21 protein-coding genes and 1 tRNA gene are annotated in these 23,332 nt (G+C 64.3%); 15 read left to right on the top strand and 7 right to left on the bottom strand.

Annotated elements, in window-relative coordinates:
• Window positions 1–248 precede the first annotated feature (248 nt).
• Window positions 249–3,395: a heterodisulfide reductase-related iron-sulfur binding cluster gene (locus IE158_RS11310; protein ID WP_189643814.1), complete on the top strand. Its 3,147-nt coding sequence runs from the start codon at window positions 249–251 to the stop codon at window positions 3,393–3,395.
• Between the two features lie 220 nt (window positions 3,396–3,615).
• Window positions 3,616–4,884 (top strand): serine hydrolase, encoded by a 1,269-nt coding sequence (locus IE158_RS11305; protein WP_229839090.1) that lies wholly within the window; start codon window positions 3,616–3,618, stop codon window positions 4,882–4,884.
• Between the two features lie 60 nt (window positions 4,885–4,944).
• Here the strand turns inward: IE158_RS11305 and IE158_RS11300 are convergent, their stop codons facing one another.
• Window positions 4,945–5,319, bottom strand: a complete 375-nt coding sequence (locus IE158_RS11300) for a hypothetical protein (RefSeq protein WP_189643812.1) — start codon at window positions 5,317–5,319, stop codon at window positions 4,945–4,947.
• Window positions 5,316–6,344: a DHH family phosphoesterase gene (locus tag IE158_RS11295; RefSeq protein ID WP_189643811.1), complete on the bottom strand. Its 1,029-nt coding sequence runs from the start codon at window positions 6,342–6,344 to the stop codon at window positions 5,316–5,318. Before IE158_RS11295 ends, IE158_RS11300 begins: the two co-directional genes overlap by 4 nt.
• A gap of 143 nt (window positions 6,345–6,487) precedes the next feature.
• Between IE158_RS11295 and IE158_RS11290 the strand changes: the two genes are divergently transcribed.
• From IE158_RS11290 to IE158_RS11245, 10 genes are all read left to right on the top strand, one after another.
• Entirely contained in the window at window positions 6,488–7,480 is a 993-nt protein-coding gene (locus IE158_RS11290) for an Ig domain-containing protein (RefSeq protein WP_189643810.1), read from the top strand.
• A complete protein-coding gene (locus IE158_RS11285; RefSeq protein ID WP_189643809.1) occupies window positions 7,477–8,247 on the top strand; it encodes a hypothetical protein in 771 nt (256 codons plus the stop codon). The genes IE158_RS11290 and IE158_RS11285 overlap by 4 nt, the downstream gene beginning before the upstream one ends.
• The gene (locus IE158_RS11280) at window positions 8,244–8,768 is read left to right on the top strand and encodes a hypothetical protein (RefSeq protein WP_308430687.1); all 525 of its coding nucleotides are present in this window, start codon (window positions 8,244–8,246) and stop codon (window positions 8,766–8,768) included. The genes IE158_RS11285 and IE158_RS11280 overlap by 4 nt, the downstream gene beginning before the upstream one ends.
• 64 nt (window positions 8,769–8,832) lie before the next feature.
• Window positions 8,833–9,705 (top strand): hypothetical protein, encoded by an 873-nt coding sequence (locus IE158_RS11275; protein ID WP_189643808.1) that lies wholly within the window; start codon window positions 8,833–8,835, stop codon window positions 9,703–9,705.
• Between the two features lie 132 nt (window positions 9,706–9,837).
• Window positions 9,838–10,506 (top strand): PspA/IM30 family protein, encoded by a 669-nt coding sequence (locus tag IE158_RS11270; RefSeq protein WP_189643807.1) that lies wholly within the window; start codon window positions 9,838–9,840, stop codon window positions 10,504–10,506.
• 135 nt (window positions 10,507–10,641) lie between these two features.
• On the top strand, window positions 10,642–11,328 hold the full coding sequence (locus tag IE158_RS11265) for a hypothetical protein (RefSeq protein ID WP_189643806.1): 687 nt from the start codon (window positions 10,642–10,644) through the stop codon (window positions 11,326–11,328).
• Entirely contained in the window at window positions 11,325–13,196 is a 1,872-nt protein-coding gene (dxs, locus tag IE158_RS11260; RefSeq protein WP_189643805.1) for a 1-deoxy-D-xylulose-5-phosphate synthase, read from the top strand. The genes IE158_RS11265 and dxs overlap by 4 nt, the downstream gene beginning before the upstream one ends.
• Window positions 13,197–13,461: 265 nt before the next feature.
• Window positions 13,462–14,733, top strand: coding sequence for an MFS transporter (locus IE158_RS11255; protein WP_189643804.1), 1,272 nt, complete (start codon window positions 13,462–13,464; stop codon window positions 14,731–14,733).
• Between the two features lie 53 nt (window positions 14,734–14,786).
• Window positions 14,787–16,022 (top strand): RsmB/NOP family class I SAM-dependent RNA methyltransferase, encoded by a 1,236-nt coding sequence (locus IE158_RS11250; protein ID WP_229839089.1) that lies wholly within the window; start codon window positions 14,787–14,789, stop codon window positions 16,020–16,022.
• A 2-nt stretch (window positions 16,023–16,024) separates the two neighbouring features.
• Window positions 16,025–16,390 (top strand): DUF4180 domain-containing protein, encoded by a 366-nt coding sequence (locus IE158_RS11245; RefSeq protein ID WP_189643803.1) that lies wholly within the window; start codon window positions 16,025–16,027, stop codon window positions 16,388–16,390.
• Window positions 16,391–16,435: 45 nt separating this feature from the next.
• On the opposite strand, the gene deoD is transcribed toward IE158_RS11245, so the two are convergent.
• Both deoD and rpsT read right to left on the bottom strand, forming a co-directional pair.
• On the bottom strand, window positions 16,436–17,146 hold the full coding sequence (gene deoD, locus IE158_RS11240; RefSeq protein ID WP_189643802.1) for a purine-nucleoside phosphorylase: 711 nt from the start codon (window positions 17,144–17,146) through the stop codon (window positions 16,436–16,438).
• A gap of 179 nt (window positions 17,147–17,325) precedes the next feature.
• Window positions 17,326–17,607 (bottom strand): 30S ribosomal protein S20, encoded by a 282-nt coding sequence (gene rpsT / locus IE158_RS11235; RefSeq protein ID WP_189643801.1) that lies wholly within the window; start codon window positions 17,605–17,607, stop codon window positions 17,326–17,328.
• A gap of 222 nt (window positions 17,608–17,829) precedes the next feature.
• On the opposite strand from rpsT, the gene IE158_RS11230 reads away from it, so the two are divergent.
• Window positions 17,830–18,432 carry a RecX family transcriptional regulator gene (locus IE158_RS11230; protein WP_189643800.1) on the top strand — a complete coding sequence of 201 codons (603 nt, stop codon included), beginning with the start codon at window positions 17,830–17,832 and terminating at the stop codon, window positions 18,430–18,432.
• Window positions 18,433–18,493: 61 nt separating this feature from the next.
• Window positions 18,494–18,570, top strand: a tRNA-Pro gene (locus IE158_RS11225).
• Between the two features lie 55 nt (window positions 18,571–18,625).
• Here the strand turns inward: IE158_RS11225 and IE158_RS11220 are convergent.
• Window positions 18,626–20,242 (bottom strand): S49 family peptidase, encoded by a 1,617-nt coding sequence (locus IE158_RS11220; RefSeq protein WP_189643799.1) that lies wholly within the window; start codon window positions 20,240–20,242, stop codon window positions 18,626–18,628.
• A gap of 493 nt (window positions 20,243–20,735) precedes the next feature.
• On the opposite strand from IE158_RS11220, the gene IE158_RS11215 reads away from it, so the two are divergent.
• Window positions 20,736–21,995: a fasciclin domain-containing protein gene (locus IE158_RS11215; RefSeq protein WP_189643798.1), complete on the top strand. Its 1,260-nt coding sequence runs from the start codon at window positions 20,736–20,738 to the stop codon at window positions 21,993–21,995.
• Window positions 21,996–22,134: 139 nt separating this feature from the next.
• Here the strand turns inward: IE158_RS11215 and yidD are convergent, their stop codons facing one another.
• A complete protein-coding gene (gene yidD / locus IE158_RS11210; RefSeq protein WP_189643821.1) occupies window positions 22,135–22,446 on the bottom strand; it encodes a membrane protein insertion efficiency factor YidD in 312 nt (103 codons plus the stop codon).
• Window positions 22,447–22,730: 284 nt separating this feature from the next.
• Window positions 22,731–23,332, bottom strand: a 602-nt coding sequence (locus tag IE158_RS11205; RefSeq protein WP_229839088.1) for a hypothetical protein, incomplete at its 5' end; no start/stop codon positions are given.

The following is a 23,332-nucleotide window of genomic DNA, read 5'->3' as shown; positions in this document are numbered from 1 at the left end:
TGGGGGAGAAGAGCTTTGGTTTTGGCGGGTGCGGCCCCATGCCTCCCGACCTGACCTGGACTTGCTGCACGGGACGCCTCTGGGCGGTGCTGGCGGCACCTCCTGCGCCGCTTTGCTGTGGAACAATGGCCTGAGCCCCAAGTTCGCTACACTGTTTGGACTGAGTTCAAAATTCAGGCCCGAAGGTCCGGCCTCTTGTCTTTATCTCTTGCCAGCCCCAAGCCGTTCTTTTCCGGAGGTTCCCTGCCTTGTTACCTGATCTGCACAAAATTCTCTTTGCTGTTTATGCCCTTGTTACGGGCGCGTTCGTGTTGTGGGGCTTTTACCGGCTGTACCTGCGCGTGTGGCGCGGCGCACCGGCCACCGAAGCCCGCTTTGACAATCTGCCGGGACGCATCGGCTACGCCATCACCACTTCGCTGACCCAGGAGCGGGTGTTCCGCAAGCGCCCCGCCATCGGCGTGCTGCACTCGATGGTGTTCTACGGGTTCGTGTACTACTTGCTGGTGAACGTCGTAGACCTGCTCGAAGGCTTTTTTCACTTTGCTATTCACTCGGACAATCCCTTCGGCATTGCCTACAACCTGCTGGCCGACCTGCTGAGCGCCGCCGTCATTCTGGGCGTGATTGGCCTGATGATTCGCCGCTTTTTTACTCAGGGCAAGCGCGATTTCAAGTTCAATGAAAAGACGCCGATTCACGAGTGGATCAAAGGCGGCTATATCAAGCGCGACTCCATCATCGTCGCCAGCTTCATTATTTTCCACGTGGGCAGCCGCATGATTGCCCAGTCGGCCAAAATGGCGATGGAGGGGGGCGACCCCTGGCAGCCGTTTGCCAGCGGCCTGGGTGCGCTGCTGTTCGGCGGTCTGAGTGAAGCCGCGCAGATGAACTGGTGGATTTTCGGGTTCTGGGGTGCGCTGGGCAGCATCCTGGCCTTTATGGTGTACTTTCCGTACTCCAAGCACTTCCACTTTGTCGGTGCGCCGCTGAACTACGCCCTCAAGCGTCCGGTCAACTCCGGCGTGCTGCCGCCGATGCCCGGCATCGAAGCCGCGATGGAGCAAGACGAGCCCAAGCTGGGCGTAGAGAAGCTGGAAGACCTCGAATGGCCCCGGATGCTGGACGCCTACGCCTGTATTCAGTGCAACCGCTGCCAGGACGTGTGCCCGGCCAACGCCACCGGCAAGGCCCTGAGCCCCGCCGCGCTGGAAATCAACAAGCGCATGGAGCTGAACGCCATTGCCGCGCACGCCAGCCCCTTTACGCTAAAAAAGGCCGCTTTTGAGGACGGCGCCGCGACTGCTCGCCCACTGCTGGAGTACGCCATCAGCGAGGAAGCGGTCTGGGGCTGCACCACCTGCGGGGCCTGTATGCAGGTCTGCCCCGTGCAAGATGAGCAGATGCTGGACATCGTGGATATTCGCCGCAACCTGGTAATGGTGCAGGGCGAGTTCCCGCCGCAGCTGCAAACTGCGTTCCGTGGTATGGAGCGCGCCAGCAACCCCTGGGGCATCTCCCGCGACAAGCGCATGGAGTGGGCCGAGGGACTCAAGGTGCCCACCATTGACGAGAACCCCGAACCTGACGTTATTTATTGGGTGGGCTGCGCCGCCTCCTACGACCCTGGCGCTCAGAAGGTCGCCCGCTCCTTCGTGCAGCTGCTGGACAAGGCCGGCATCAACTACGCCGTGCTGGGCAAAAAAGAAGCCTGCACCGGCGACAGCGCCCGCCGCGCCGGTAACGAGTTCCTGTACCTGCAACTGGCGCAGGAGAACGTGGAAACCCTCAACGAAGTGCGCCCCAAGCTGATTGTGGCGACCTGCCCGCACTGCATGAACATGATCGGGCAGGAATACAAGCAGCTGGGCGGCGACTATCAGGTCATTCACCACACCGAGTATCTCGAAAAGCTGGTGCAGGCCGGGCAACTGCCCACCGCGCCGCTGGGCGATGCGGTTACTTACCACGACCCCTGCTATCTGGGCCGCCACAACGGCGTCTATGACGCCCCCCGCTCCCTGATTACCCGCATGGCCGGTCAGGTGCTGGAGCTGGAACGCACCCGCGAGCAGAGCTTTTGCTGCGGCGCAGGTGGGGCGCAGTTCTGGAAAGAAGAGGAGGAGGGCAGCGAGCGCATCAGCGACAACCGCTTCAAGGAAATCCAGGCCAGATTGGACGCCTCCAAAGAGGGCAAAGTGCTGGCTGTGGGCTGCCCCTTTTGCAAATCCATGATGAACTCCACCCCGGCCAAAGCCGAGGCCGATGACATCGTGGTCAAGGACGTGGCCGAGCTGATGCTGGAAAGCGTGCAGCGCGCTCAGGGCGAATGGGTCGAACCGGAAACTCCGGTGGCCCCTGCCGGGCAGGCCGAGGCTCCCAACACCCATCTGCCCGAAGCTCAGGGCGAAGTGGTCAACTCGCTGGCTGAAGAAGAGGTCACTGCCGTGACCACCGCGCAGGTAGAAAATGCCCAGCCTGAGCCTGCTGCTTCTGCTGCTCAGCCGATGCCCGCTGTAGCGGAAGCTGCCGAGAAGGTGGAGCGCAAAGCCTGGACGCCAGGCAGCGCTGCCACTCCCGCCGCTGCCCCCGCTCCAGCGCCATCTGCTCAGCCTGTGGCGGGTGAGCGCAAAGCCTGGACTCCTGGAGCGGCCCCTGCTCCCGCTGCCCCCAAAGATGACGTGGCTCCTGCCGCTGGCGAGCGTAAGGCTTGGACGCCGGGCGCTGCTCCTGCCTCTGCTGTGACGGGGGATGACGTGCAGCCCGCTTCTACTGCTGAGCGCAAAGCCTGGACGCCGGGTGTTCCCCCTGCACCTACGGCGAAGGATGACGTGGCCTCAGCCTCTGGCACAGGTGAGCGTAAAGCGTGGAATCCTGGCGCAGCTGCCGCTCCAGCCTCCGCACCGAAAGATGACGTGCAACCTGCGACTTCCGGTCAGCGCCAAGCGTGGACCCCCGCTGCTCAGAAGGCTGTGCCTGCTCCGGATGCAGTGACCCCGGCGGCACAGACCGGCGCTACGCCAGCCCGCAAGGCCTGGACGCCCGGCGCGGCTCCTGCACCTGCACCTGCACCTGATTCTGATCCTGCGGACGTTGCTCCTGTGGCGGAAGTTCGCCCCACCACGCAGCCGCAGTTGAGTCCTGAGACATCGGCTTCCGCGCCAGCGGCCCGCCCCAAGTGGACGCCTGGTGTAGCTGCTCCTGCGGCTCCTGCGGCGGGTGAAGCAGGGCTCGGCGGCGGACAGCCAATCAGCGCCCAGGCGGTCAGTGAGGTCGCCGAGTCAGCGGCCCCCGCTCCTACTCCCGCTCCAGCCGCCAGCTCTGCAGCCAACCCGGCAGACGCCGATGAAACGGGAGCCACTGGGCGTCCCAAGTGGAGGCCCAGCGGCCAATGACCTGAGCGCTGCCCTGGGTGCAGCGCCCTCACTTTTATCCCTTTTCTCCTTCACGCCAAGCAGACTTCCGGACCTCACCGGGGTCTGCTTTTTGCTGCCCGCCCCGCGCAGCAGATGATAAACTATGAGGAATGCCACAGTTGTTCTTCATTCGGGCTTGGGCTGAGCCCTGCGGAAAGCAGCGATGCCGCTAAAGCCAGCCACTTTCTTGGGTGCGTTGATGACGCTCGCCCTGGGGGGAGCTGGAGCCTGGTGGTGGGGTGAGCAGGCGACGGCGTCTGCGCCGCCGGGCGTTGCCGCGCATCAGCAAGACTCTGGGCAGCAACAAGCTTCCGTGTCGCAACAAGGTTCTGTGTCGCAGCAAGATAGTGGCGAGATCATACTCGTCGGGGCAGCCGCCAGCGTCAGCGAGTCGCCTGTGCCTCCTCAGGAACCGGCTTGTTTGGCCCCAGCTCCGGAGGCGGCCAAAGCTCCGGCGCCGCCTTATCCGCTGTCCGGGCGGCTGGGCCTGTGGGTGGCCGAGGTGGACCCCCAAACCCTGGAGGTGCTGCGGGCGGTAGGCACCAACCCCGACAGCGTCTTTCCGCTGGCAAGCACCTACAAGCAGGCAGTGCTGTGGGCCACGCTGCGCGAGTTCGATGCTGGGCGTCTTTCGCCGCAGGAACGCTTTGAGATCACGCCCGCCGGTCAGAGCCTGGGCGAATATCCGTTTGACCATTCCAATGTCCGCACCCTGACCGAGCGCATGATTCGCAACTCCGACAACACCGCCACCGACCTGCTGCACCGCCGCGTGGGATTGCAGCGTGTGCAGGCGCTGGCCGATGAGTTGCGGCTGTGTCACACCCGCCTGATTTTGCCGACCAAGGCCTGGTGGGTGATGCAAGCGGGCCTGAGCTCAACCTATCTGGCGCATCCGGACTGGTGGCGGCGTGAGGACCGCGCCGCTCTGGCGGCCCAGATGGACGCGGACGCCAAGGAGTACACCGTCTACGAGCTGGTGCCCAAGCTGGACCCTTACTTCGAGAAGACCCACGAACCCCGTGACGACCTGGGCAGCCACAACCTCAGCACCCCTTACGAGTTCGCCACGCTGCTGGCCCACCAGTACCTGCGCGGTGGACTGAGTGAGCGCGCTGGGCGGTGGCAGGATGAAGTGGCGCGGCTGGGCTACGGCAAGGCTGGACTCCGGGCCGGGCAGGTGGGCAACATTCAGACCTTTTACGGCAAGGGCGGCAATGGCTGGAGGCTCCTGACCTACACCGGCTATTTCAAGACCAAAGATGGGCACCACGTCGTCTATGCCTTTATGCAGCACGGTGCTGACGAGTGGTACACCATGCCGAACACCTACCGCGCCTTTGCCTGGATCAATGCGGCAGTGGATGAAGTGATCGGCCCGCAGAAAAAGCCCGCGCCTCCAGCTGCTTCGGCTGCGGTCACATCAGCGGCCACGGCTTCTGGGACAGCAGCTCCGAAGGCTCCCTGACCCTTTCCTGCCATATCCCGTGCCCTCTCAGAGTGCAGCGCAAGATGGCCGGGCCAGGCTTCAGTTCTGAGCGCGGTTTTTCTTGGGGTCCAGAATGGCCCCGTCTGGAGTCAGCAGGATGTTCACATCGTTGCCCAGTGTGCCGGGGTCAGCCGGGTCAATGCGGCGGTCCAACGCCGTGCTGCGCCCCGGCGAGTGCACCACCACGCCCGACGCCACTTTGGGCTGGTAGCTGATACGCCGCTTCTCACCTGAGCGCAGTTGCCCGAAGTCCAGCGTCTCGCCGCCCAGCTCCACCGTGACCGGCCCAGCAATGGCGGGGACTGTATTCGTCACGCTGACCACTGGTGTGCGTGCGCCGCTGTCCAGGCAGCCGCCCAGCAGAGGAAGCAGGACGAGCAGAGCCGCTGCGGCGGGGCGGGGGAGACGGGTCACTGGGGCTGTGCCCCGGATTCGTCACTGCCCAGCCGCTCCAGCTCGGCGGCCACTGCCGCGTCCAGCTGGGCACGCGCCTGGGCATAGGGCGCTTCTACCGTGGCCCCGGCAGCGGGGACATGGCCGCCCCCGCCCAGCGCTACGGCGATGTTCTGGGCACTGAGCCCCCCGCGTGAGCGCAGCGAGAACTTGACCCGCTCACCGTAGTCCTTGATCAGTACCGCCAGCAGGGCTCCTTCGGCGTTGCGGAGCATCCCCACATAGGGGTCCACTTCGTCCCAACTGGCCCCGGCCCGCTCCAGCATGGCATCGTCCACATGCGCCAGCACCACCTGGCCGCCGTGGGCAAATTCCATGGTGTTCAGCACTTCGCGCAGCAAGGTGTAATAGGTGGGCGAATTCTGCATGCGCTGTTCGTTCAGCCAGTTCAGCCGGGCACCGTATTCCAGCAGCCGCGCTCCGGTCCGCAGAGTCTGTGGTGTGGTGCTTGAGAACTGAAATGACCCAGTGTCGGTAATCAGGCCCAGCAGCAGGGGGGTGGCGAGGGCTTCGGTCCACTGGATACCCAGCGCGTCCAGCACGTCCACCATGATTTGCGCGGTGGCAGGCTGAGAAGGGTCCACCAGCAGGGCGTCTGCCTGCCGCTGGTTGGTGCCGTGGTGGTCAATGTTCACCACTGGGCCGCTGAACCCGGCCATATCGGCTCCCGCCACCCGGGTATGGTCGTTGTTGTCTACGTCCAGCACAGCAGCCAGCGCCCCTGCTGGCCAGGCTTCCAGCCGGGCGCAGAGCTCAGCGGGTTCGGGCAGGAACTGCAAGTAGCGCGGCAAGGTCATGGGAGCGTACACCTCGCGGCCCAGTTGCCGCAGGGCGCGGGTCAGGCCTAGCACACTGCCTAGGGCGTCACCGTCCGGATTCTCATGCGCCAGCACGACGATAGGGCCAGGGTGATTCAGCAGGGTCTGCGCCACCTGCTGCACCTGAGCCGCATAGTCGGCTGGGCCTTGGTTGTCGGTTTGAGTCATCCAGGCAGTATAGGTGGCCCATGTCATCCCGGCGGGGCGTGTGTCCTGGGGTGTCCTGCCCGCCGCACTGTCCAGGCGGCAGCGCCCTGAAGCAGCGAGTGACGTATGAATTCCTCATTTCACGGCTCGCTAAACTGAACACCATGCCAAGCCTTTTCCCTGTGTCTGCGCCGCGCCGCGCCCGCTTCCAGCTGCGGCTGGGGTTGGCGCTGCTGCCCGCTGCCTTGCTGTCTGCCTGCGGTGACTCGGTTGCCAGCGGCAGTGGGCGGGTCTACCGCGACCCTCTGACCTTTGGCACGTCCAGCTTGCCTGCCGCCTACCTTGGCGAGCCCTACGAGGCGGCGCTTGATCTGCGCGGTGGCACTGGCCCTTACGGGGTCAAGGTGGCGAGTGGCGAACTGCCGCAGGGCCTTAGGCTCAGCAACCAGCGCCTGAGCGGAACCCCCGTCAAGTCCGGTAGCTTCCGCTTCACCCTGGAGGCCAACGACGCCAACCTGAGCAGCAAAGCGCAGGAGTACACCCTGAATGTGGGTGACTTGCCCCCGCTCAAGCTGAGCCTGGAGCTGCCCCGCGCTGAGATTCGCGGGGCCACCCGGGTTCCGCTGAATATCACTGCGCCCCGCACGGCCCGCGCCGCCCGCGTGACCTGGGAAGTGCCGCAGGGGGCAAAAGTCACCCGTGTGCAGGGTGGGCCCTCAAGTGGTCTGCTCAAGTGGGAGCAAAAAGGCCAGACCCTGACGCTGGACCTGGGCTTCAGGGCGGTGCCCCGCTCCGGCGAACAGGTGGCGCTGCTGCATGTCGAGCCAGAGCGCCCGCTGACCCTGGATGCCAAGACCTTCCGCTTCCGTGTGCTGGACGGCAGCGGCAAAGAGCTGCCCGCGCCGCCAACTGCTTCGGGCACGGCAACTGCACCAGTCGCTTCGGGCACGGCAACTGCCCTAGCTGCTTCAGGTACAACTACGGCACCAACCACTTCGGGTGCAGCCGCAGCCACGGTACCAACGGCCTCAAGTGCCGCTACGGCTCCAGCAGAAGCAGCAAGCGGCGCGGCGACGGTGCCCGCCGGGTTTCCGCCCCGGCCTGCGGGGACTGTCCCACCTGCGACTGGGCCTGGCCTGCCAGGAGGCCAGCCGTGAACCGGGCTGCTGGTGGGCTGGCGCTGGCACTGAGTCTGGCTCTGGGCGCAGCTGAGGCCGTGGTGGCCCCGGCCTTGAGCCTGGAGCAGCAAGCCCGCCGCGCGGACCTGATTATTCGGGGTTCGCTGGGCACGCCGCAGACCGTCACGGAGGGCACCGTCACCTGGCGGGTCTATCCGCTGACCCTGACCGAGACGGTGGCTGGTGATGCAGGCCGCTTGCCCCGGCAGGCTGCTGGTCCAGCGCTCTACGTCTGGTCCGAAGCTGCGGACCTGCCGCAGTGGCGCACCGGGCAGGACGCCTTTTTTCTGCTGTATGCGGCGCGGCTGGACAGCCCGCTGGTGGGGTACAACCAGGGCTACTATCCGGTGGTTGATGGACAGGTGGCTCTGACAGACCGCCAGCCAGAAGGAGGAGCGGTCACTCCGGCCCCCTCCCTGAGCAGTACCGCCACTCCAGCTTCTGCCCGTCCGCTGCTGCCCCAGCCACAATCGCCCGAGCCTGAGCCTGAGCCTGAGCCGAGTGAACTGCCTCCCGCCGCTGACGTTGCCCCAGATGCTCCTCTGGTCCCTGAATCTGACACCGAGCCGGCAACAGTACCCGGCCTACCCAGCGCAGACACGTTGGCCCCTGCGCCTGACCAGAGCGCACAGGTGAGCCGTCCTGCGGCAGCTTCTTCGCAGGTGAATGTGGATGAATTCCGCGCGCTGCTGCTGCGTGCCCGCAGTTCATCCCCAGCCAGTGCTGCTCAGGGAGGAGAGCAATGATGCGGCGCAGTCTCGGTATGGCCGCTTTGCTGCTGGCAGGCAGTGCTGCAGCGGCAGACCTGACCCTGCGGCCTCAGGGACCTCAGCTGACCCGCGCCGTGCAGCAGGCACTGGCTGAACTCTCCACGCCGGGCCTGTCTCTGCGGCTGGTCACCACGGGCGGCCCGGAGTTGACCCTGGGCAGTGCCAGCAGCGTGCCCTTTAACCCTGACGTGGCTGTCCGCACGGTGGCGCAGGCAGGAGAGCGGCGCATAGAGATCAATCCGCAGGGGCCGCTGGCGCTGGACGCCGCTGTCCGTCAGGCGTTGGCTCAGGAATTTGACCTGGATGCCTGGACGCCGGAGGCGGCCCGCCTGCGCTTTAGCGGCGCGGATCTCAACGGGGACGGAGCTGTGGACCTGACTGACTTGGCCCTGCTGATGAACAGCCTGGGCGGCACAGGCCGGGGGGACCTCAATGGTGACCGGCAGGTGGATGACGCCGACCTGAAACTGTTTGCGGAGGCGTATCAGCTGCCCTGACCTTGTTCCTGCCTTCGCCCGCTGGACCGCCCAAGTCGCCGCTGCCATCCCGTAAACTGTGCTTATGACCCCGACAGTTCTCCGCGCTGGGCTGCTTGGCCCCGCCTTTCTGAGCTTGTGTGCGCTGCTGCCGGGCGCGGCGGCTCAGTCCTCTGGCCAGACCTCTGACCAAACGCCCACGCAGCAAGTGGCCCCGGCTCCGGCCTCTGCCCGGTTGGTGCTGCCCGCTCCCGGACTGAGCCGCCTGGCGGTGGAGTTGAGTGGTGCAGTCGGTGGCCGGTTGTACCGCTGCCCACCGTCGCTTGGGCTGCCTGCTCAGGCAATTTGTCTGTACGTCCGGGGCGAGCGGGCCGATCTGCAAAGCCGAATCGCTGCGCGGTTGGGTAGCCAGGTGCTGGGTGAGTGGCAGGTCCAGGGCCCACTCCTGAGTGTGCAGCTGCGCCCAGCGGCTCTGCTCGCTGGTGCCGAGGCTCCCCCAACGACCTCCAATTACGTAGCCCTGTTGGACTTGGGAGACGGTGACCACCTGCTGATGCTCCATCCTGGGCCCGTGGCTGTCCCTGTGCTGAGCCAGCCTCAGGGCGCGGCTGCCTCCTCAGCGTCTTCGGCAGCTGCTCCAGTGACTCCGGCGGACGTCAGCCTGTACGTCACCCCGGCTGACCTGATTGGCGTGGTGCGGGTGCAGAATTTGGGCGGGCAGACCTACCGCCTGACTCCGCAGGGCGGGGCAGCCGCGAGCGTGCAGGTGGGGCAGCGTGAGCTGGTGCAGGCAGGGACCGTAACGCCGCTGCCTTTGCCACTGCAGATGCACAGCGGCGAGCTGCATATTCCCGTTGCGGTGCTGCGTGCCATCGGCTGTGTCCTGACGCCTACCGAGGAGGTCCTCACCGTGGCGTGTGGCCGCAGCAGCGTGGGGGTCATGCCGCGCCGACTCTAAAGACCTCCCAGGGCAGCCGCTACAGTGCATGAGTCCGAATTTGAACAGACCTTTACACTGGGTTAGCCGGGCCTTTGGACAGAAACCCTGTCCCACTGCTCTACGTAATAGTAGGGACAAGGAGGAACACCCATGAGCATTTTTGACCGACTGAGCCGACTGATCCGCGCCAACGTAAACGACATGATTTCCAAGGCCGAGGACCCTGGCCTGATTATTGAGCAGGCCCTGCGTGATATGCGTGCGGCCTACACCGACGCCCGCCGCGAAGTGGCCGAGGCCATGAGCCAAAGCGCCAAGTTGGAGCGCGAAGCCAAGACCAACGAAACCCTGTCCGAGGAGTACAACCGCAAGGCCGAAGAAGCCCTGCGTGCGGGCAGCGAAGACCTGGCCCGTGAAGCCTTGCGCCGCGCCCAGAACCACAAAGACCTGGCCGCCGGGTTCCATGAGCAGGCAGGCACCCAGACGGCCATTGTGGACCGCCTCAAGACCCAGCTGCGCGCCTTGGAAGCCAAGATTGACGAGATGGAATCCAAGAAGTCGCTGCTGTCTGCCCGCCAGAAGACCGCGCAGGCCGGAGCCACGCTGGAGCGCATGAGCGGCTTCGATCAGGCTGGCGGTGCCATGGACGCCTTCGAGGAAATGGAGCGCCGCGTGCAGGGCATGGAAGATACCAATCAGGCCATGACCGATCTGCGCACTGAAAATGATGTTGACGCGCAGCTGGCCAACCTGGGCCGTGACCGCGACCTGGACGAAGCCATGGAAGCGCTCAAGCGCAAGGTTGCTGAGAACAAGTAAGTTCAACCGGGCTTGACCCAGGGGCGGAAGTGCTGCGGCATGTCCGCCCCTTGTGTATGCGTACTCGCGCAGGGGTGCTGCGCTCAGGCAGTCAGACCACGGTGCCGCTGCCAGGAATGATTTACCCTAAGAGCCATGATGCGTTTTCGCTTTTTGCTCGGTCTGACACTGCTGGGCGGTACCCTGGTGGCCTGTGCTCCAGCGCAGACGGCTGCTCCCGAAGTTCGGGCGACTCCCAGCGTGGACCGCGTGTCCTTTTATCCGTCGCAGCCGGGACTGATTTGGACCTATCTGCCCCAGGGTGAGCCTGCCAACCGCACGCCTTACGTGCTGCGTTCGCTGGGCCCGACCATCTTTAAAGGGCAGACCGTCAGCGCCTTTGCCCTGACCGGACGCGGCGCGGAGCAGACCTGGTACCGGCAAGTCAGCGCGGCTGGGGTGGACCTGCTCGGGTTTACCAAGCCGGGTGTGCTGGTCAACTTGGAGCCCGCCTGGCGTGAACTGCCTGCGGTGAGTGACCTGCGGGTCGGGGCCAGCTGGCAGGGCACCACCAACGTCACTGTGATGGACACCGAAAAAAATCAGGTGGTCCGCAGCGGCAAGCTGGAATACCGCTATGACATTCAGGACCGCCGCCAGATCACTGCGCCAGGCGGCACCCATGACGTGTTCGTAATTACCCGGCGCGTGTCCGACGACCTGGGCGGGTTGTTCCCAGCTGTTCAGCAGATGTACTACGCGCCCTACACTGGCGAGGTCCGCACCTACGAGGACTTGCTGCTGACCGGGCAGAACTACGCCCGCCCGCAGGTTCAGCCGTGAGTGGTCCTTCGGACACGCCGCTGCTAGACCGCATCCACAGTCCCGCCGACCTCAAACGGTTGCCGCGTCAGCAGCTTCCGGCCCTGAGTGCCGAGCTGCGCGAAGAAATCGTGCGGGTCTGTTCGGTGGGCGGGTTGCACCTGGCGTCCAGTCTAGGCGCCACTGACGTGATCGTGGCGCTGCACTACGTGCTGAATTCGCCGCGTGACCGCATCCTGTTTGATGTGGGCCACCAGGCCTACGCCCACAAGATGCTGACGGGCCGCCGCTCTCAGATGCCCACTGTCAAGCAAGAAGGCGGCCTGAGCGGCTTTACCAAGGTGACCGAAAGTGAGCACGACGCCATCACGGTGGGGCACGCTTCTACCAGCCTGGCCAACGCCCTGGGCATGGCTCTGGCCCGCGACGCACGCGGCGAGGACTACGAAGTGGCCGCCGTGATTGGCGACGGTTCGCTGACCGGTGGCATGGCCCTGGCAGCGCTGAACACCATCGGGGACCTGGGGCCGCGCATGCTGATCGTGCTGAACGACAACGAAATGAGCATCTCGGAGAACGTGGGCGGCATCAACCGCTTTATGCGTGGCTTGCAGGTGCATCCGCTGGTGCGCGAGGGTGAGGACGTAGGCCGCAAGGCGGTGCAGGCGGTGAGCAAACCTCTGGCCGACATGATCAGCCGTGCCAAGCACTCAACCCGCCACTTTTTCGACCCCCACAGCGCCAATCCGTTTGCAGCGATGGGCCTGCGCTATGTGGGGCCAGTGGACGGCCACAATGTCACCGAGCTGGTCTGGCTGCTGGAAAAGCTAAGGGAGCTGGACGGCCCGACCATCCTGCATGTGGTGACCCGCAAGGGCAAGGGCCTCAGCTACGCCGAAGACGACCCCATCAAGTGGCACGGTCCCGCCAAATTTGACCCGGCCACCGGCGAGTTCACCCCGACCAATGCGTACAGCTGGAGCAGCGCCTTTGGAGACGCCGTGACCGAGTGGGCCGCAGAAGACCCGGACGTCTATGTGATTACCCCGGCCATGCGCGAGGGCAGTGGGCTGGTCCGCTACAGCCAGACACATCCGCGCCGCTACCTGGATGTGGGCATTGCCGAGGACGTGGCCGTAACAGCTGCCGCTGGCATGGCGCTGCGGGGCATCAAGCCCATCGTGGCGATTTATTCCACTTTTCTGCAGCGGGCCTACGATCAGGTGCTGCACGACGTGGCAATTGAAAACCTCAATGTGATTTTTGCGGTGGACCGGGGCGGCATCGTGGGGGCTGACGGGGCCACGCACAACGGCGTATTTGACCTGAGCTTCCTGCGCTCAATTCCCAATGTGCAGATTGCCCAGCCCCGCGACACCCGGGAGCTGCGGGCCATGCTCAGGGGCGCAGCGCAGGTGGGCGGCCCGGTGGCAATTCGCTACCCACGCGGCAACACCGACCAGGTGCCTACCGGCGAATGGCCCAGCATCGAGTGGGGCACCTGGGAACGCCTAAAAGCTGGCGACGAGGTGGTGATTCTGGCAACGGGTCGTCCGCTGGCCGACGCTCTGGCTGCCGCCGAAGGCCGCCCGGGCGTAGGCGTGGTCAATGCCCGCTTTGTCAAGCCACTTGACGAGTTCATGCTGCGCCAGATTGCGGGTTCGGCCCGCGCCATCGTGACCGTGGAAGACAACACTGTGGTGGGGGGGTTCGGCAGTGCTGTGCTGGAAACCCTGAGTCGCTGGGGCCTGAGCGTGCCGGTGCGGGTTCTGGGCATCCCCGACGAATTTCAGGAACATGCCAAGCCAGAGAGTGTATACGCCCGCGCCGGGATGGACGCCGCCGGAATCGCCCGGGTTCTGGACCAACTGGCAGACCGCAAGGGATGACCTGACTGGGAATGGGCCAACAGAAGTACAGAAAATATGTGCTGTGTGGCCTGAACTCACAAGGAGCGCTTTTTGCGGAATGTTGCAGAATGGAGCGCCATACGTATGAAGCGGGTGCAAGAGCTCCGCAGGACGCGGCATGAGGTGAGGCGGGAAGAGACCCCGCCTCGCATGTGGGGACGGGCGCAACTGCGTCACAGAGCACTGCTCCAAAGGCCGCCTGCTGACCTGACCGCCCGGTCAGTCCCGGTGGTACACTGGCAGCATGACTGTTTCCCCTGCTTCGCCCGAGACCACCAAACGGGCGAAAATTATTTTGTTTTTTACCATTTTTACGGCCATGCTGGGCCTCAGTGTGCTGTTTCCGATTATTGCGCCGCTCAGCCGTGAGCTGGGGCTGACGGCGGTGCAGGCAGGCTGGTTTTCTACCGCCTACTCGCTGATGCAGCTGATTTTCTCGCCGGTGTGGGGGGCGCGCTCCGAGCGGCAGGGACGCAAGCCGGTGCTGCTGCTGGGTCTGGTTGGGTTTGCCCTCAGCTTTGGCCTGTTTGGGGTGTTTGCCCAGATGGGCATGAGCGGCGCACTGAGCGGAACAGTGCTGTTTGGCTTGCTGGTGGCTTCGCGTCTGATTGGCGGCATTCTCTCCAGCGCCACCCTGCCCACCGCGCAGGCCATGATGGCCGACCTCAGCACCGAGTCGGACCGGGCTGGGGCCATGGGCCTGATTGGAGCGGCCTTTGGCCTGGGCGTGGTGTTCGGCCCGGCCCTGGGCGGGTTCCTGTCTGGCTTTGGGCTGGTGACTCCGGTGTATTTCAGCGCCGCGCTTGGACTGCTGACGGCGGTGGCTGCCTACTTCGCTCTCCCGGAAACGCGCCGCGCTGAGGAGCGGGCCGCCGCCGGGAAAGTGGACGCCGCTGCCGTTCGCCGTCAGCTGCTGTCCTCACAGGGTGTCATGGCCTTTTTGGTGATCAGTGCGCTATACACCATGGCCAGCGTGCTGATGGAGCAGACCATCGCCTTTTTTGTGGGCGACGTGCTGAAGCTAGAGCCGCAGCAAACCGCCAAAACAGTGGGCCTGATGCTGGCCTTTTTTGGTCTGCTTTCGGCAGCTGTTCAGGGCGGAGCCATGCGGAGGCTGGGCAAGACTGTGCCGCTGAGCCGCCTGATTCCGGCTGGGATGCTGGTGATGGGCCTGGGCATGCTGCTGATTCCGCTGATGGGTAGCTTCTGGAGTATCACGGCGGCGCTGTGCGTGGTGGGAGTCGGCACGGCCATCTTGGGACCGAGCCTGAGCACCGCCCTGTCGCTGAGCGCCGGGCGCGACGGTCAGGGCGCAGTGGCGGGCCTCAATTCCAGCGCCCTGGCCCTGGGCCGCATGGCCGGGCCGCTGGTCGGCACCGCGCTCTATCAGCATGTGACCTGGAATGCGCCTTATTACTTTTCCGGGGGCCTGTTGCTGGCGCTGCTGGCGGTAACTGCACTGGTGCGCCCGCCTTTTCCCAGCAACGTGCAATCTGAAGTGGGAGCCAGCGCGTGAGTTCCGCTGCACCGAAGGGAAATTCGGCCAAAAGTGCCAGCAGTAAAAGTGCTGTGAATCCTGGCCGCGCCCTGGCTGTGCGGGTCCTGCACCGCGTGCTGAGTGAGGGTCAATACGCCGCCCCGGCGCTGGACGCTTCGCTGGCCTCGGCCCGGCTGCCTGCCCGTGATGCGGGCCTCGCGACCCACATCGTCTACGGTACGCTGCGCCGCGCTCCTGCCTTACGGCTGGCCCTGGAGCCGCTGCTGCGCGGCAAGACGACCCCCAAAGCCTGGGCGCTGCTGCTGGCCGGTGCGTTCGAGAAGCTGTACCTGGGCACGCCTGAACACGCGGTGGTCAACGAATACGTGTCGCTGGCCCGCGAGTCCCGCTTTGCTCCGCCTGGGCTGGTCAATGCGGTGCTGCGCCGGGCAGAAGCGCCGACTGGAGACAGTCCCGAAGCCCGCTACGCCCTGCCCGGCTGGCTGGCTCAGGAGCTGGAGCGCGTGTATGGCTATCAGGCCAGTAATGTGATGGATAGCTTGCTGGAACCGCAGCCGCTGTGGCTGCGACTGGGAGAACAGGGCCCAGACCTGCTGGAAGGTGAGGGCAGCCTGATTGAGCGCACGGTCGCCGGGGTAGATGCCGTAGCTCTAGACCGCCCGCTGCGCCAGACGGCGGCCTACCGCCAGGGTCAGGCCCAACCCGTCAACCCGGCCAGCGCCGCCGTGGTCACAGCGCTGGGGGACGTGCGCCGCCAGAAGGTATATGACCTCGCCGGAGGAGCAGGCATCAAAGCCGCGCTGCTGGCTCTGGCCGGTGCCGACGTGACCAGTGTGGAGCTGCAGCCGCACAAGCACGAGGCTGCCCGCAGCAACTTGAAGCGCCTGGGCACGCGCGCCCGGCTGCTCACGCACGACCTGACCCGTCCCCTCGGCGCTGTTCCGGCCCCATTTGTGCTGCTGGACGCGCCCTGCACTGGCAGTGGCACCCTGCGTGCCCACCCTGAAATCAAAGCCCGGCTGACCCCGCAGGCGGTAGGGGAGATGGCGCAGGTGCAGGCGCAGCTGCTAGGCAACGCTGCCGCACTGGTGGAGCCCGGCGGCCTGCTGGTGTACTCGGTCTGCTCAGTGTTCCCACAGGAAGGGCCGCAGCAGGTGCAGGCATTCCTGGCCGCGCATCCTGAGTTCCAGGCCGAAGCCTTGCCGGACCTGGGCGTGCCGACAGTGCCCGCCGAAGTCGGGGCCTTTACGGTGCCGCTGGACGGGCTGGACGGCTTTTATATCGCCCGGTTGCGGCGGGAAGGCTAAGGGTGCAGGCCTCCCTGGTTCGGCGTCCTGCCGGAACTTATCTGAGCGTGGTCGGGCAACCGGGCGTCCTGTCGTCCGGGGAAGCCACGCTAGAGCTGGTGGGCCTGAGCTGGGAGCATGGCAGCGAACTGCTCTTGCTGGACGGTGCGCTGCTGCCGCCTGAGGTGTTCGACCTGAAGTGCGGCCTGGCGGGCGAACTGGCCCAGAAGTTCAGCAATTACCGCTTGCAGGTGGCGGCGGTTCTCCCGCCCAGCGCAGAACTCGGCGAACGCTTCCGCGAATTCATGACCGAGACCAACCGGGGCCGGATATTCGGCCTGTTTGCAGACCGGGAGGCCGCCGAAGCGTGGCTTCTTGGGAGTAACTAAAAGGGGAGCGAGCTTCGGCAGCCTCGCTCCCTTCTTACGCTGCCCTTATTCCACGTCCAGCGCGGCGTCCAGGGCCACTTCAATCATCTGGTTGAAGGTGAGCTGACGCTCCTCGGCGGTGGTTTCTTCCTTAGAAATCAGGTGATCGCTGACGGTCATGATGCCCAGGGCCTTGACCCCGTACTTGGCAGCCAGGGTGTACAGGCCAGCAGCTTCCATCTCGACGGCCAGCACGCCGAAGCGGGCCCAGCGCTCGTACTCTTTGGGGTCGTCGGTGTAAAAGGTGTCGCTGCTGAGAATGTTGCCCACGTGCGTGGTAAAGCCGCGCTCGGTGGCAATCTGGTAGGCCCGCAGCAGCAGGCTAAAGTCAGCAATCGGGGCAAAGTTGGCGGTGCCAAAGCGCAGGTTATTGATGTTGGAATCGGTGCAGGCGGCCTGGGCCAGCACCAGGTCGCGGATATGCACGCCCTCTTGGTAGCTGCCGCATGAGCCGACGCGAATCAGCTTCTTGCAGCCGTAGAACTCGATCAGCTCATTGATGTAGATCATGGCGCTGGGGATACCCATGCCGGTGCCCTGCACGCTGACCGGGCGGCCTTTGTAGGTGCCGGTAAAGCCCAGCATGCCGCGCACGGTGTTGTGCTGCACCGGATTTTCTAAGAAAGTCTCGGCGATGTACTGGGCGCGCAGGGGGTCACCTGGCAAGAGAACGGTTTCGGCAATCTGGCCTTTTTCGGCGCTGAGATGGACACTCATGTCTTCCAGCGTAGCACTTGGGTAGACCGTTTCCGGTTTCGCTGATGCGAGATGGTCAGGCTGGAAGAGGCAGAAGTCAGAAGGCACACAGCAGCAGGCAGCAAAGCCCTGTCCCCAAGAAGCAATAAAAAACCGCTCCTACCGTGCAGGCAGGAGCGAGTGTTACGTCAGGTGCTGGCTTAGGCTTGCGCTTCAGCTGCAGCCTTGGCCTTGTTGATGGCTTTGGCCAGGCGGCTCTTTTTGCGGGCGGCGGCGTTCTTGTGCAGGGTGCTGCCTTTGGCGGCCTTGTCAATCAGGCTCTCGGCCTTCTGCTGCAATTCGGTGACGTTGCCACCTTCTTGCACGGCGGCCAGCGCCTTCTTGCTGAAGGTCTTGATGGTGCTCTTCTTGGAGCGGTTGCGCATGCGGCGCTTGAGGCTCTGACGGTGACGTTTCTGGGCGGAGGGGTGACGTAGTGCCATGATGTTTCTCTCTTTCTCCCGCGCACGGTGGCGGCGGGGCGGTCTCCGGGCCCGTGGTCGGGCGGAAACGCGAACGCCGAGCGTGCTTGAGCTGCGGCGCGCAGCAGGTGGCCTGTCGGCCCAGGCCAGATGTGGCCCCCTGCGCTGCCCACCGATTTCAGATAGGCAACCTGAGCAGTGTAGCGTTTGCGTCCGTGTGCCGCAAGGCGTCAGACTGAGCCCATGACCCGCCCTGACGCTGACCCCAGGCCCACGCTTCAGCCGGACACACCCGAGTGGGACGCGGCCCGCGAGCGGCTGCTGAACTATGCGTTTGCGGCCCTGTCACGCCGCGCGCTGAGCGAGGCCGAACTGCACACCCGCCTGCAAAAGCGCAGCGACCAGCCGGGGCTGATTCAGCATGTGCTGGACCGCGTAAAGGAACTGGGCTACCAGAACGATGAAGTGGTGGCTGAAGGCGAGGCCCGCCGCCGGGGCGTGGGAGCCTACCGGGTTCGCCAGAAGCTCAAGCAGCGTGGCCTGGACGAAGAACTCATTACCGAAGTGCTGGAGGCCCGCGACCCCGCCGCCGAAGAGGAAGATGCCCGGCAGCAGTTGGCGCGCCGCCTGCCCAGTTTTGCCCGCAAGAAGAACCCACGCGCCAGCGCTTATGCCTGGCTGACTCGCCGGGGCTATTCCGCCGACCTGATTCGCCGCCTGCTGGACGAGGTGGCGGCGGACCTGCCCGAACCGGAGCGCCCGGCCCGTGCGTCTTCATTTGGCCGCACTGGCATTGGTCGCTCTAAGGGCGGCCATTCGGGGCGGTGGGGGCGCGGCGGGAGCTGAAGCGTTGCTGCTCGGCCCCTTGACCGCCTGTTGCCCAGAGGCATACACTGGGAGCCGGTTTCGAGGCGTAGCGCAGCCTGGTAGCGCACTTCGTTCGGGACGAAGGGGTCGGAGGTTCGAATCCTCTCGCCTCGACCAGACAGGGCCCCGCACTCCACTAGGGTGCGGGGCCTTTTGCTGAGATGAACTGCTCCTAGCGCAGCCGCAGCTCGCCGCTGCCCAGCAGCAGCACGGCTTCATCCCCAAACGGCCACAGCTTCAGGCTGGCCGCGTCCTGCGCCTCGCGGGCGAACTCGGGAAGCAGCGGCAGGCGGGTCTTGGGCGCGGCGTTCCAGACCGGCGCACTGTAGGGCAGGCCCGCCAGCTCCTTGGCCCGCTGCACGGCGGTGTGCAGGTCGCCCAGTTCGTCTACCAGACCGCGTTCCAGGGCGTCTGCGCCGGACCAGATGCGGCCCCGGCCCAGGTCGTCCACCTCCTCGGTGCTTAGGCCCCGGCCCTGGGCCACCCGGTCCACAAATCGATCGTAGGTTTCGGCGATCATGTGCCGCACCTGCTCGCGCTGCCGCTCGGTAAAAGGATGGCTGGAGCGGAACATCAGCGCTTCTTCGCGGCCCAGCTGCTCGGGGTTCAGGCCGTGACGGCGGTTGAACTCCTCGGTGATGGGTCGGCCCGCCACCACACCAATGCTGCCGGTCACGGTATATGGGCTGGCGATAATACGGTCCGCAGCGGCCAGCACGTAATACCCGCCCGAGGCGGCAAATTCGCCCATCACGGCCACGACTGGCTTGTCACTGGTCTGCACCTCGCGCCAGATCATGTCCGAGGCCAGCGCCGAGCCACCCCCCGAGTTCACGTACAGCACGATGGCGGCGGTGGTCTTGTCCTCTTTGGCGTGGCGTAGCGCGGCCACCACAGTGTCTGCGCCAGCACTGGGGCCGCCGGTCAGCGGCAGAGGAAGTGGGTTGTTCCGACTCTGGCCGGTGACAATGTTGCCTTCTATGCTGACCATGGCCACCCGCCCCGCTTTTTTCGGGGTACGGTCTGGCATCAGCAGATCCAGCACGGCACTCAGGGGCTGCGTGGCTGGGCCGAGCAGTTCGTCCTCGTAGGCCACTCCGGTCAGGATGCCCGCTTCCAGCGCTTGCCGGGCACTGGTCACGCCGCCCTCAATCCAGCCGCGCACCTGCGCGTCGCTGAGCCCGCGCCCCTGTGCTACGTCCCGCACCCAGGCGTTTTCGCAGGCGTCCAGATAAGCCTGAAGCTGCTTGCGGTTGGCTTCATCCATGCTGCTCTCACTGAACATGGTCAGCGCCGATTTGTACTCGCGGATACGCAGGTTTTCAAAGCCAATCCCGTGCTTCTTCAGAAAGTCACCCAGATACAGCTGCTCTAGCCCAAAGCCATGTAGCCCCACTTCGGCGGATTCGGGGGCCACGATCTCGCCCGCGCCACTGGCGGCCAGCAGGGTAGTCATGCCCAACTGCGGCACGTAGGCCACCACCCGCTTCTTCTCGGCCAGCCGCGACAGCATGCCCCGAATGGCCCGCGCCGTGCTGGCCGAAAGTTTCAGCTCTCCAAAGCGGAACAGCACGCCGTGCAGCCACTCCGCACGGGCAAGTCGCTCCAGTCGTTCTTCCAGTGCCTCCAGGGTTTCCGTGCGGCTGAGCAGGGCCTGCAGCGGTTGCTGGGGTTGGCGCGCCGGGTACTCGCCGCGCAGGTCAACCACCACCCAGGTGGGCCGGGAAACCCCAGGAGGGAGGTCGTTCGTCTTGCCAGTAGCTTTGCCAAAGGGGAATTGGAGGTTCATATCCGTGTTTTATGCGCTCTGAGGGTTAGAAGTTCCCTGGTCCGCTGGGTGTGAGGGTGAATGAGAGGTGGTGCAGGCCGCGCCGGGAACAGCCTGCCAGGTCCCAGAGACGTGCCAGCCAAATGATCGTCAGCTGACGGAGGGACTCACAGAACTCACTTGGTCGGCAGGGTAAAAGTGCCCACCAGATTGCAATATTCCTCATGGTTGAGGGTGACACGGTAAGAGCGTCTCCGTTCTGGTCCTCTGCTTTCCTGGGCTGCATCCCGTTTCAGCTGGGGAGCAAAGGACAGAACCCGACCTTTCGTTCTCGCCTTTTTCCGAGGTTCAAGCCATGAAACAGCCTTTCCCTACTGCCCTTCTGTTGTCCGCCCTGCTGCTGGGGTCCGCTTCGGCTCAGACCTCTGCTGTCCCCGCCCTCTCCGCGCCCACTCCTTCCGCTTCCAGCAGCTCTGCGTCTGACAGTGCTGGCAATGTTGAGCAGAGTCCTGCTGTGTCCGGCACAGACATCCAGACCACCAGCGCTGCGTCCAGCCTGCCAGAAAGTGCTCTGGCTGTGCGCCGCATTCTGGAAAGCCGTGGCCTGGCGGGCACTCCGGCTCCTGTTGGCCTCCCCGCCCTGCGTGGCCTGCCCATCCCCGATTCCCTGCGCGCTCTGCTGCCCAATGCAGTCTGGGAACAGACCAGCAGCACTGCAGCGTCAGCAGGTGCAAGTGCTGAAGCCGCCAGCATGACCACCGAGTCGGCCAGTGTGGCCACTAGTGTGGACCCCTCCGACCTGTCCGCAGCGGCTGTTCAGGGGACGCCGGACATGGCAAGCACGAACACAAACACGGGCACGGGCACCGCGACTGGTATGGAGACTTCTCCCATGACGGACACGGCGATGACCGAAGCTGCCAGTGGCCTGACCACCGAGAATCTGAGCACGGGCACTGTATCCAGCGACGCTGCCGCCAGTGATACAGCGTCCACTTCCGCCGCAGACAGTGTCACTGCTCCCGCTGCGGACACGACCAGTGACGCTGTCCAGGCAGATACCACGGTTCTCGGTGCGGCCAGTGTGACGGGAGGCGGCGCAGTCCAGCCTGACACCAACGTGGGAACTGTGCCTCCTACGGCCAACCCCACCCCTGCTGCAACGAATACCGCTCCCGCCGCCAGTGAAGCCAGCACCCGGCCTGCGCCTGCTCTGGCTTCCGCTGGGGTGACTTCGGGCCAAGTTGCCCCCAGCACTTCTCAGGCTGGCGCGCAGAAGACGGACACCACCATCCTTTCTGCCTTGGCTGCGGATGGCCGCTTCAGCACGTTCATGGAGCTGGTCAAGTTTGCTGACCTGGAAAGCGCCATCTTGGACGACCAATACACCCTGCTGGTGCCCACGGACGAAGCTTTCGCTGCTCTGGACCCTGCGCTTTTGCAAGCGGTCAAAGCAGACCCTGAAGTTGCTGGCTATGTGCTGGGCTATCACGTGGTGCCTGGCATGAAGACCCCCGGCCAGGGCACCCTGACCAACGTGTACGGCGCGGCCCTGCCTGCCGACCTGAAGGTGACGGGCAAAGCGCTGACCGTCGGCACCAGCCAGGCCTACGCCCTGAGCAGCGTCATTGTTCCAGCCGACCTGCCTCAGACCCCCGGTCAGAGCAGCAGTTTGAGCGAGGGCAGCAGCACCAGCAGCCCGAGCGCTCCAGCCACGCCAGTCAGTCCAGAGCCGGTTGCACCAAAGCCGGTCAAGCCGGGCACCAGCAACTAAGCTCACCCACTGCCTAAGCCTCTATCAATAGCCAGCTCCTCCGCTCAGGGTCTTCTTTCCTGCGGAGGAGCTGGTTGCTGTGCGGTCTATAGACGCACCTCAAGTTGGGCAAAAAGCGGTGCCTTCGCTGCCGCTCGCTTTAGCCGCAGCGGAAGGGAATAGGAATTGGGCCACAGCAGAACACGCCCCGCATCCCGGCCTGGGGCGAGAGGCCACCTGTCAGTGGAGCGCCGCGCAGGATGGCATCGTGGGCAGCGCGGCACTGCTGAAACTGTGCTGTGATACCCTGCCGCCCCGCCCGCAGGCCCTGGGTCCGGATGATCCGGCTGACCGCAGCCGAGCAGCTTTCACCGCCGTGCAGTGCGGCGCAGGCACAGCGAAAGCCTTTGTAAGGCGAGAGATAGCGCTGGTACAGACGAATACTGCCCAGGGCCAGGGCGTCGGCAGGCATGGCAGAAAGTCGTAGGTTCACACTGAGCAGTGTAGATGATGGCCACATGTAGGTGTTGAACAAAGTGCTGAGTGAAGCCTGAAGCTCCTGCGATGTACCTAAAGTACCTGAAGGACCAAACTACCTAATGAGTGGCCGAGTGGTGTCTGTGACTACTCGCTCTCTTGTAGGGCTGTACCAGTCTGCTCGGGTAAAACTCTGGAGATGCACCTGTCCCCAGAGTTTATGCAGGGCTTTGGTATTGCCCTGAACAGTGTCCTGCATACTCAAGTACGGTCAGGGAATTATCTGATCTCGGCGTCGAAGCAAATGGCACCAGTCGTTGGAGCGGCTACATTCCCTGCAGCCAAAGTCCCCAGACTAAGTTCTACTCCAGGGCCAGTCTTGCCATTGGAGGAAAAGAAACCAGATTGATAGGTCCCAGGTGAAGGGACCGTTTGAGCAACGGGAGAGGAACTTAGGGCCGTGAAGTCGGGTGCTGGCGTAACAAAAATCAGGTTTCCATGATTCGTGGTGTTTTCAGGGAACAAATCTGTGATCTTGAAATTGGGAGCATCGCCTCCAATATTGGAATAGGCAATACAGTACTGAAGATTATCGCCAGAAAAACCATTTGTGCCCGAGGAACTAAAGACCTCTCCGGACTTATTGACATTGCGGACATATTTCCATAACGAAATCTCGGGAGAGACTATTAGCTTATTATTTGCAAAAGTGCAGACAATATCATCACCGATTTTAGGCGTAAAACTCATGGAGGTTGAAGCGCCTGACGGCACAGAAGTGCCACTGCTATTGTTGTTGACACAGCTATAAGTGGTTGTAAGTAGCTTCCGGGTGTAGACTAAGTCATCAGACGACTTGACCCCCAACTGACTCCTGAAGA

Origin of the sequence: Deinococcus piscis (assembly GCF_014653275.1) — a bacterium.
In the GTDB taxonomy this organism is placed as follows: domain Bacteria; phylum Deinococcota; class Deinococci; order Deinococcales; family Deinococcaceae; genus Deinococcus; species Deinococcus piscis.
Note: the sequence above shows the minus strand (reverse complement) of the source record. Positions and strands in the feature narration are given on the sequence as shown.

What these genes read in the sequence shown, in the direction of transcription:
- IE158_RS11270 (WP_189643807.1), top strand. Translation starts at nt 9,838, where the DNA reads ATGAGCATTTTTGACCGACTGAGCCGACTGATCCGCGCCAACGTAAAC.
- IE158_RS11295 (WP_189643811.1), bottom strand. Translation starts at nt 6,344, where the DNA reads ATGACTCAAACCGACAACCAAGGCCCAGCCGACTATGCGGCTCAGGTG.
- IE158_RS11265 (WP_189643806.1), top strand. Translation starts at nt 10,642, where the DNA reads ATGATGCGTTTTCGCTTTTTGCTCGGTCTGACACTGCTGGGCGGTACC.
- IE158_RS11305 (WP_229839090.1), top strand. Translation starts at nt 3,616, where the DNA reads ATGACGCTCGCCCTGGGGGGAGCTGGAGCCTGGTGGTGGGGTGAGCAG.
- rpsT (WP_189643801.1), bottom strand. Translation starts at nt 17,607, where the DNA reads ATGGCACTACGTCACCCCTCCGCCCAGAAACGTCACCGTCAGAGCCTC.
- IE158_RS11280 (WP_308430687.1), top strand. Translation starts at nt 8,244, where the DNA reads ATGATGCGGCGCAGTCTCGGTATGGCCGCTTTGCTGCTGGCAGGCAGT.
- IE158_RS11220 (WP_189643799.1), bottom strand. Translation starts at nt 20,242, where the DNA reads ATGAACCTCCAATTCCCCTTTGGCAAAGCTACTGGCAAGACGAACGAC.
- IE158_RS11230 (WP_189643800.1), top strand. Translation starts at nt 17,830, where the DNA reads ATGACCCGCCCTGACGCTGACCCCAGGCCCACGCTTCAGCCGGACACA.
- IE158_RS11255 (WP_189643804.1), top strand. Translation starts at nt 13,462, where the DNA reads ATGACTGTTTCCCCTGCTTCGCCCGAGACCACCAAACGGGCGAAAATT.
- IE158_RS11275 (WP_189643808.1), top strand. Translation starts at nt 8,833, where the DNA reads ATGACCCCGACAGTTCTCCGCGCTGGGCTGCTTGGCCCCGCCTTTCTG.
- yidD (WP_189643821.1), bottom strand. Translation starts at nt 22,446, where the DNA reads ATGCCTGCCGACGCCCTGGCCCTGGGCAGTATTCGTCTGTACCAGCGC.
- deoD (WP_189643802.1), bottom strand. Translation starts at nt 17,146, where the DNA reads ATGAGTGTCCATCTCAGCGCCGAAAAAGGCCAGATTGCCGAAACCGTT.
- IE158_RS11290 (WP_189643810.1), top strand. Translation starts at nt 6,488, where the DNA reads ATGCCAAGCCTTTTCCCTGTGTCTGCGCCGCGCCGCGCCCGCTTCCAG.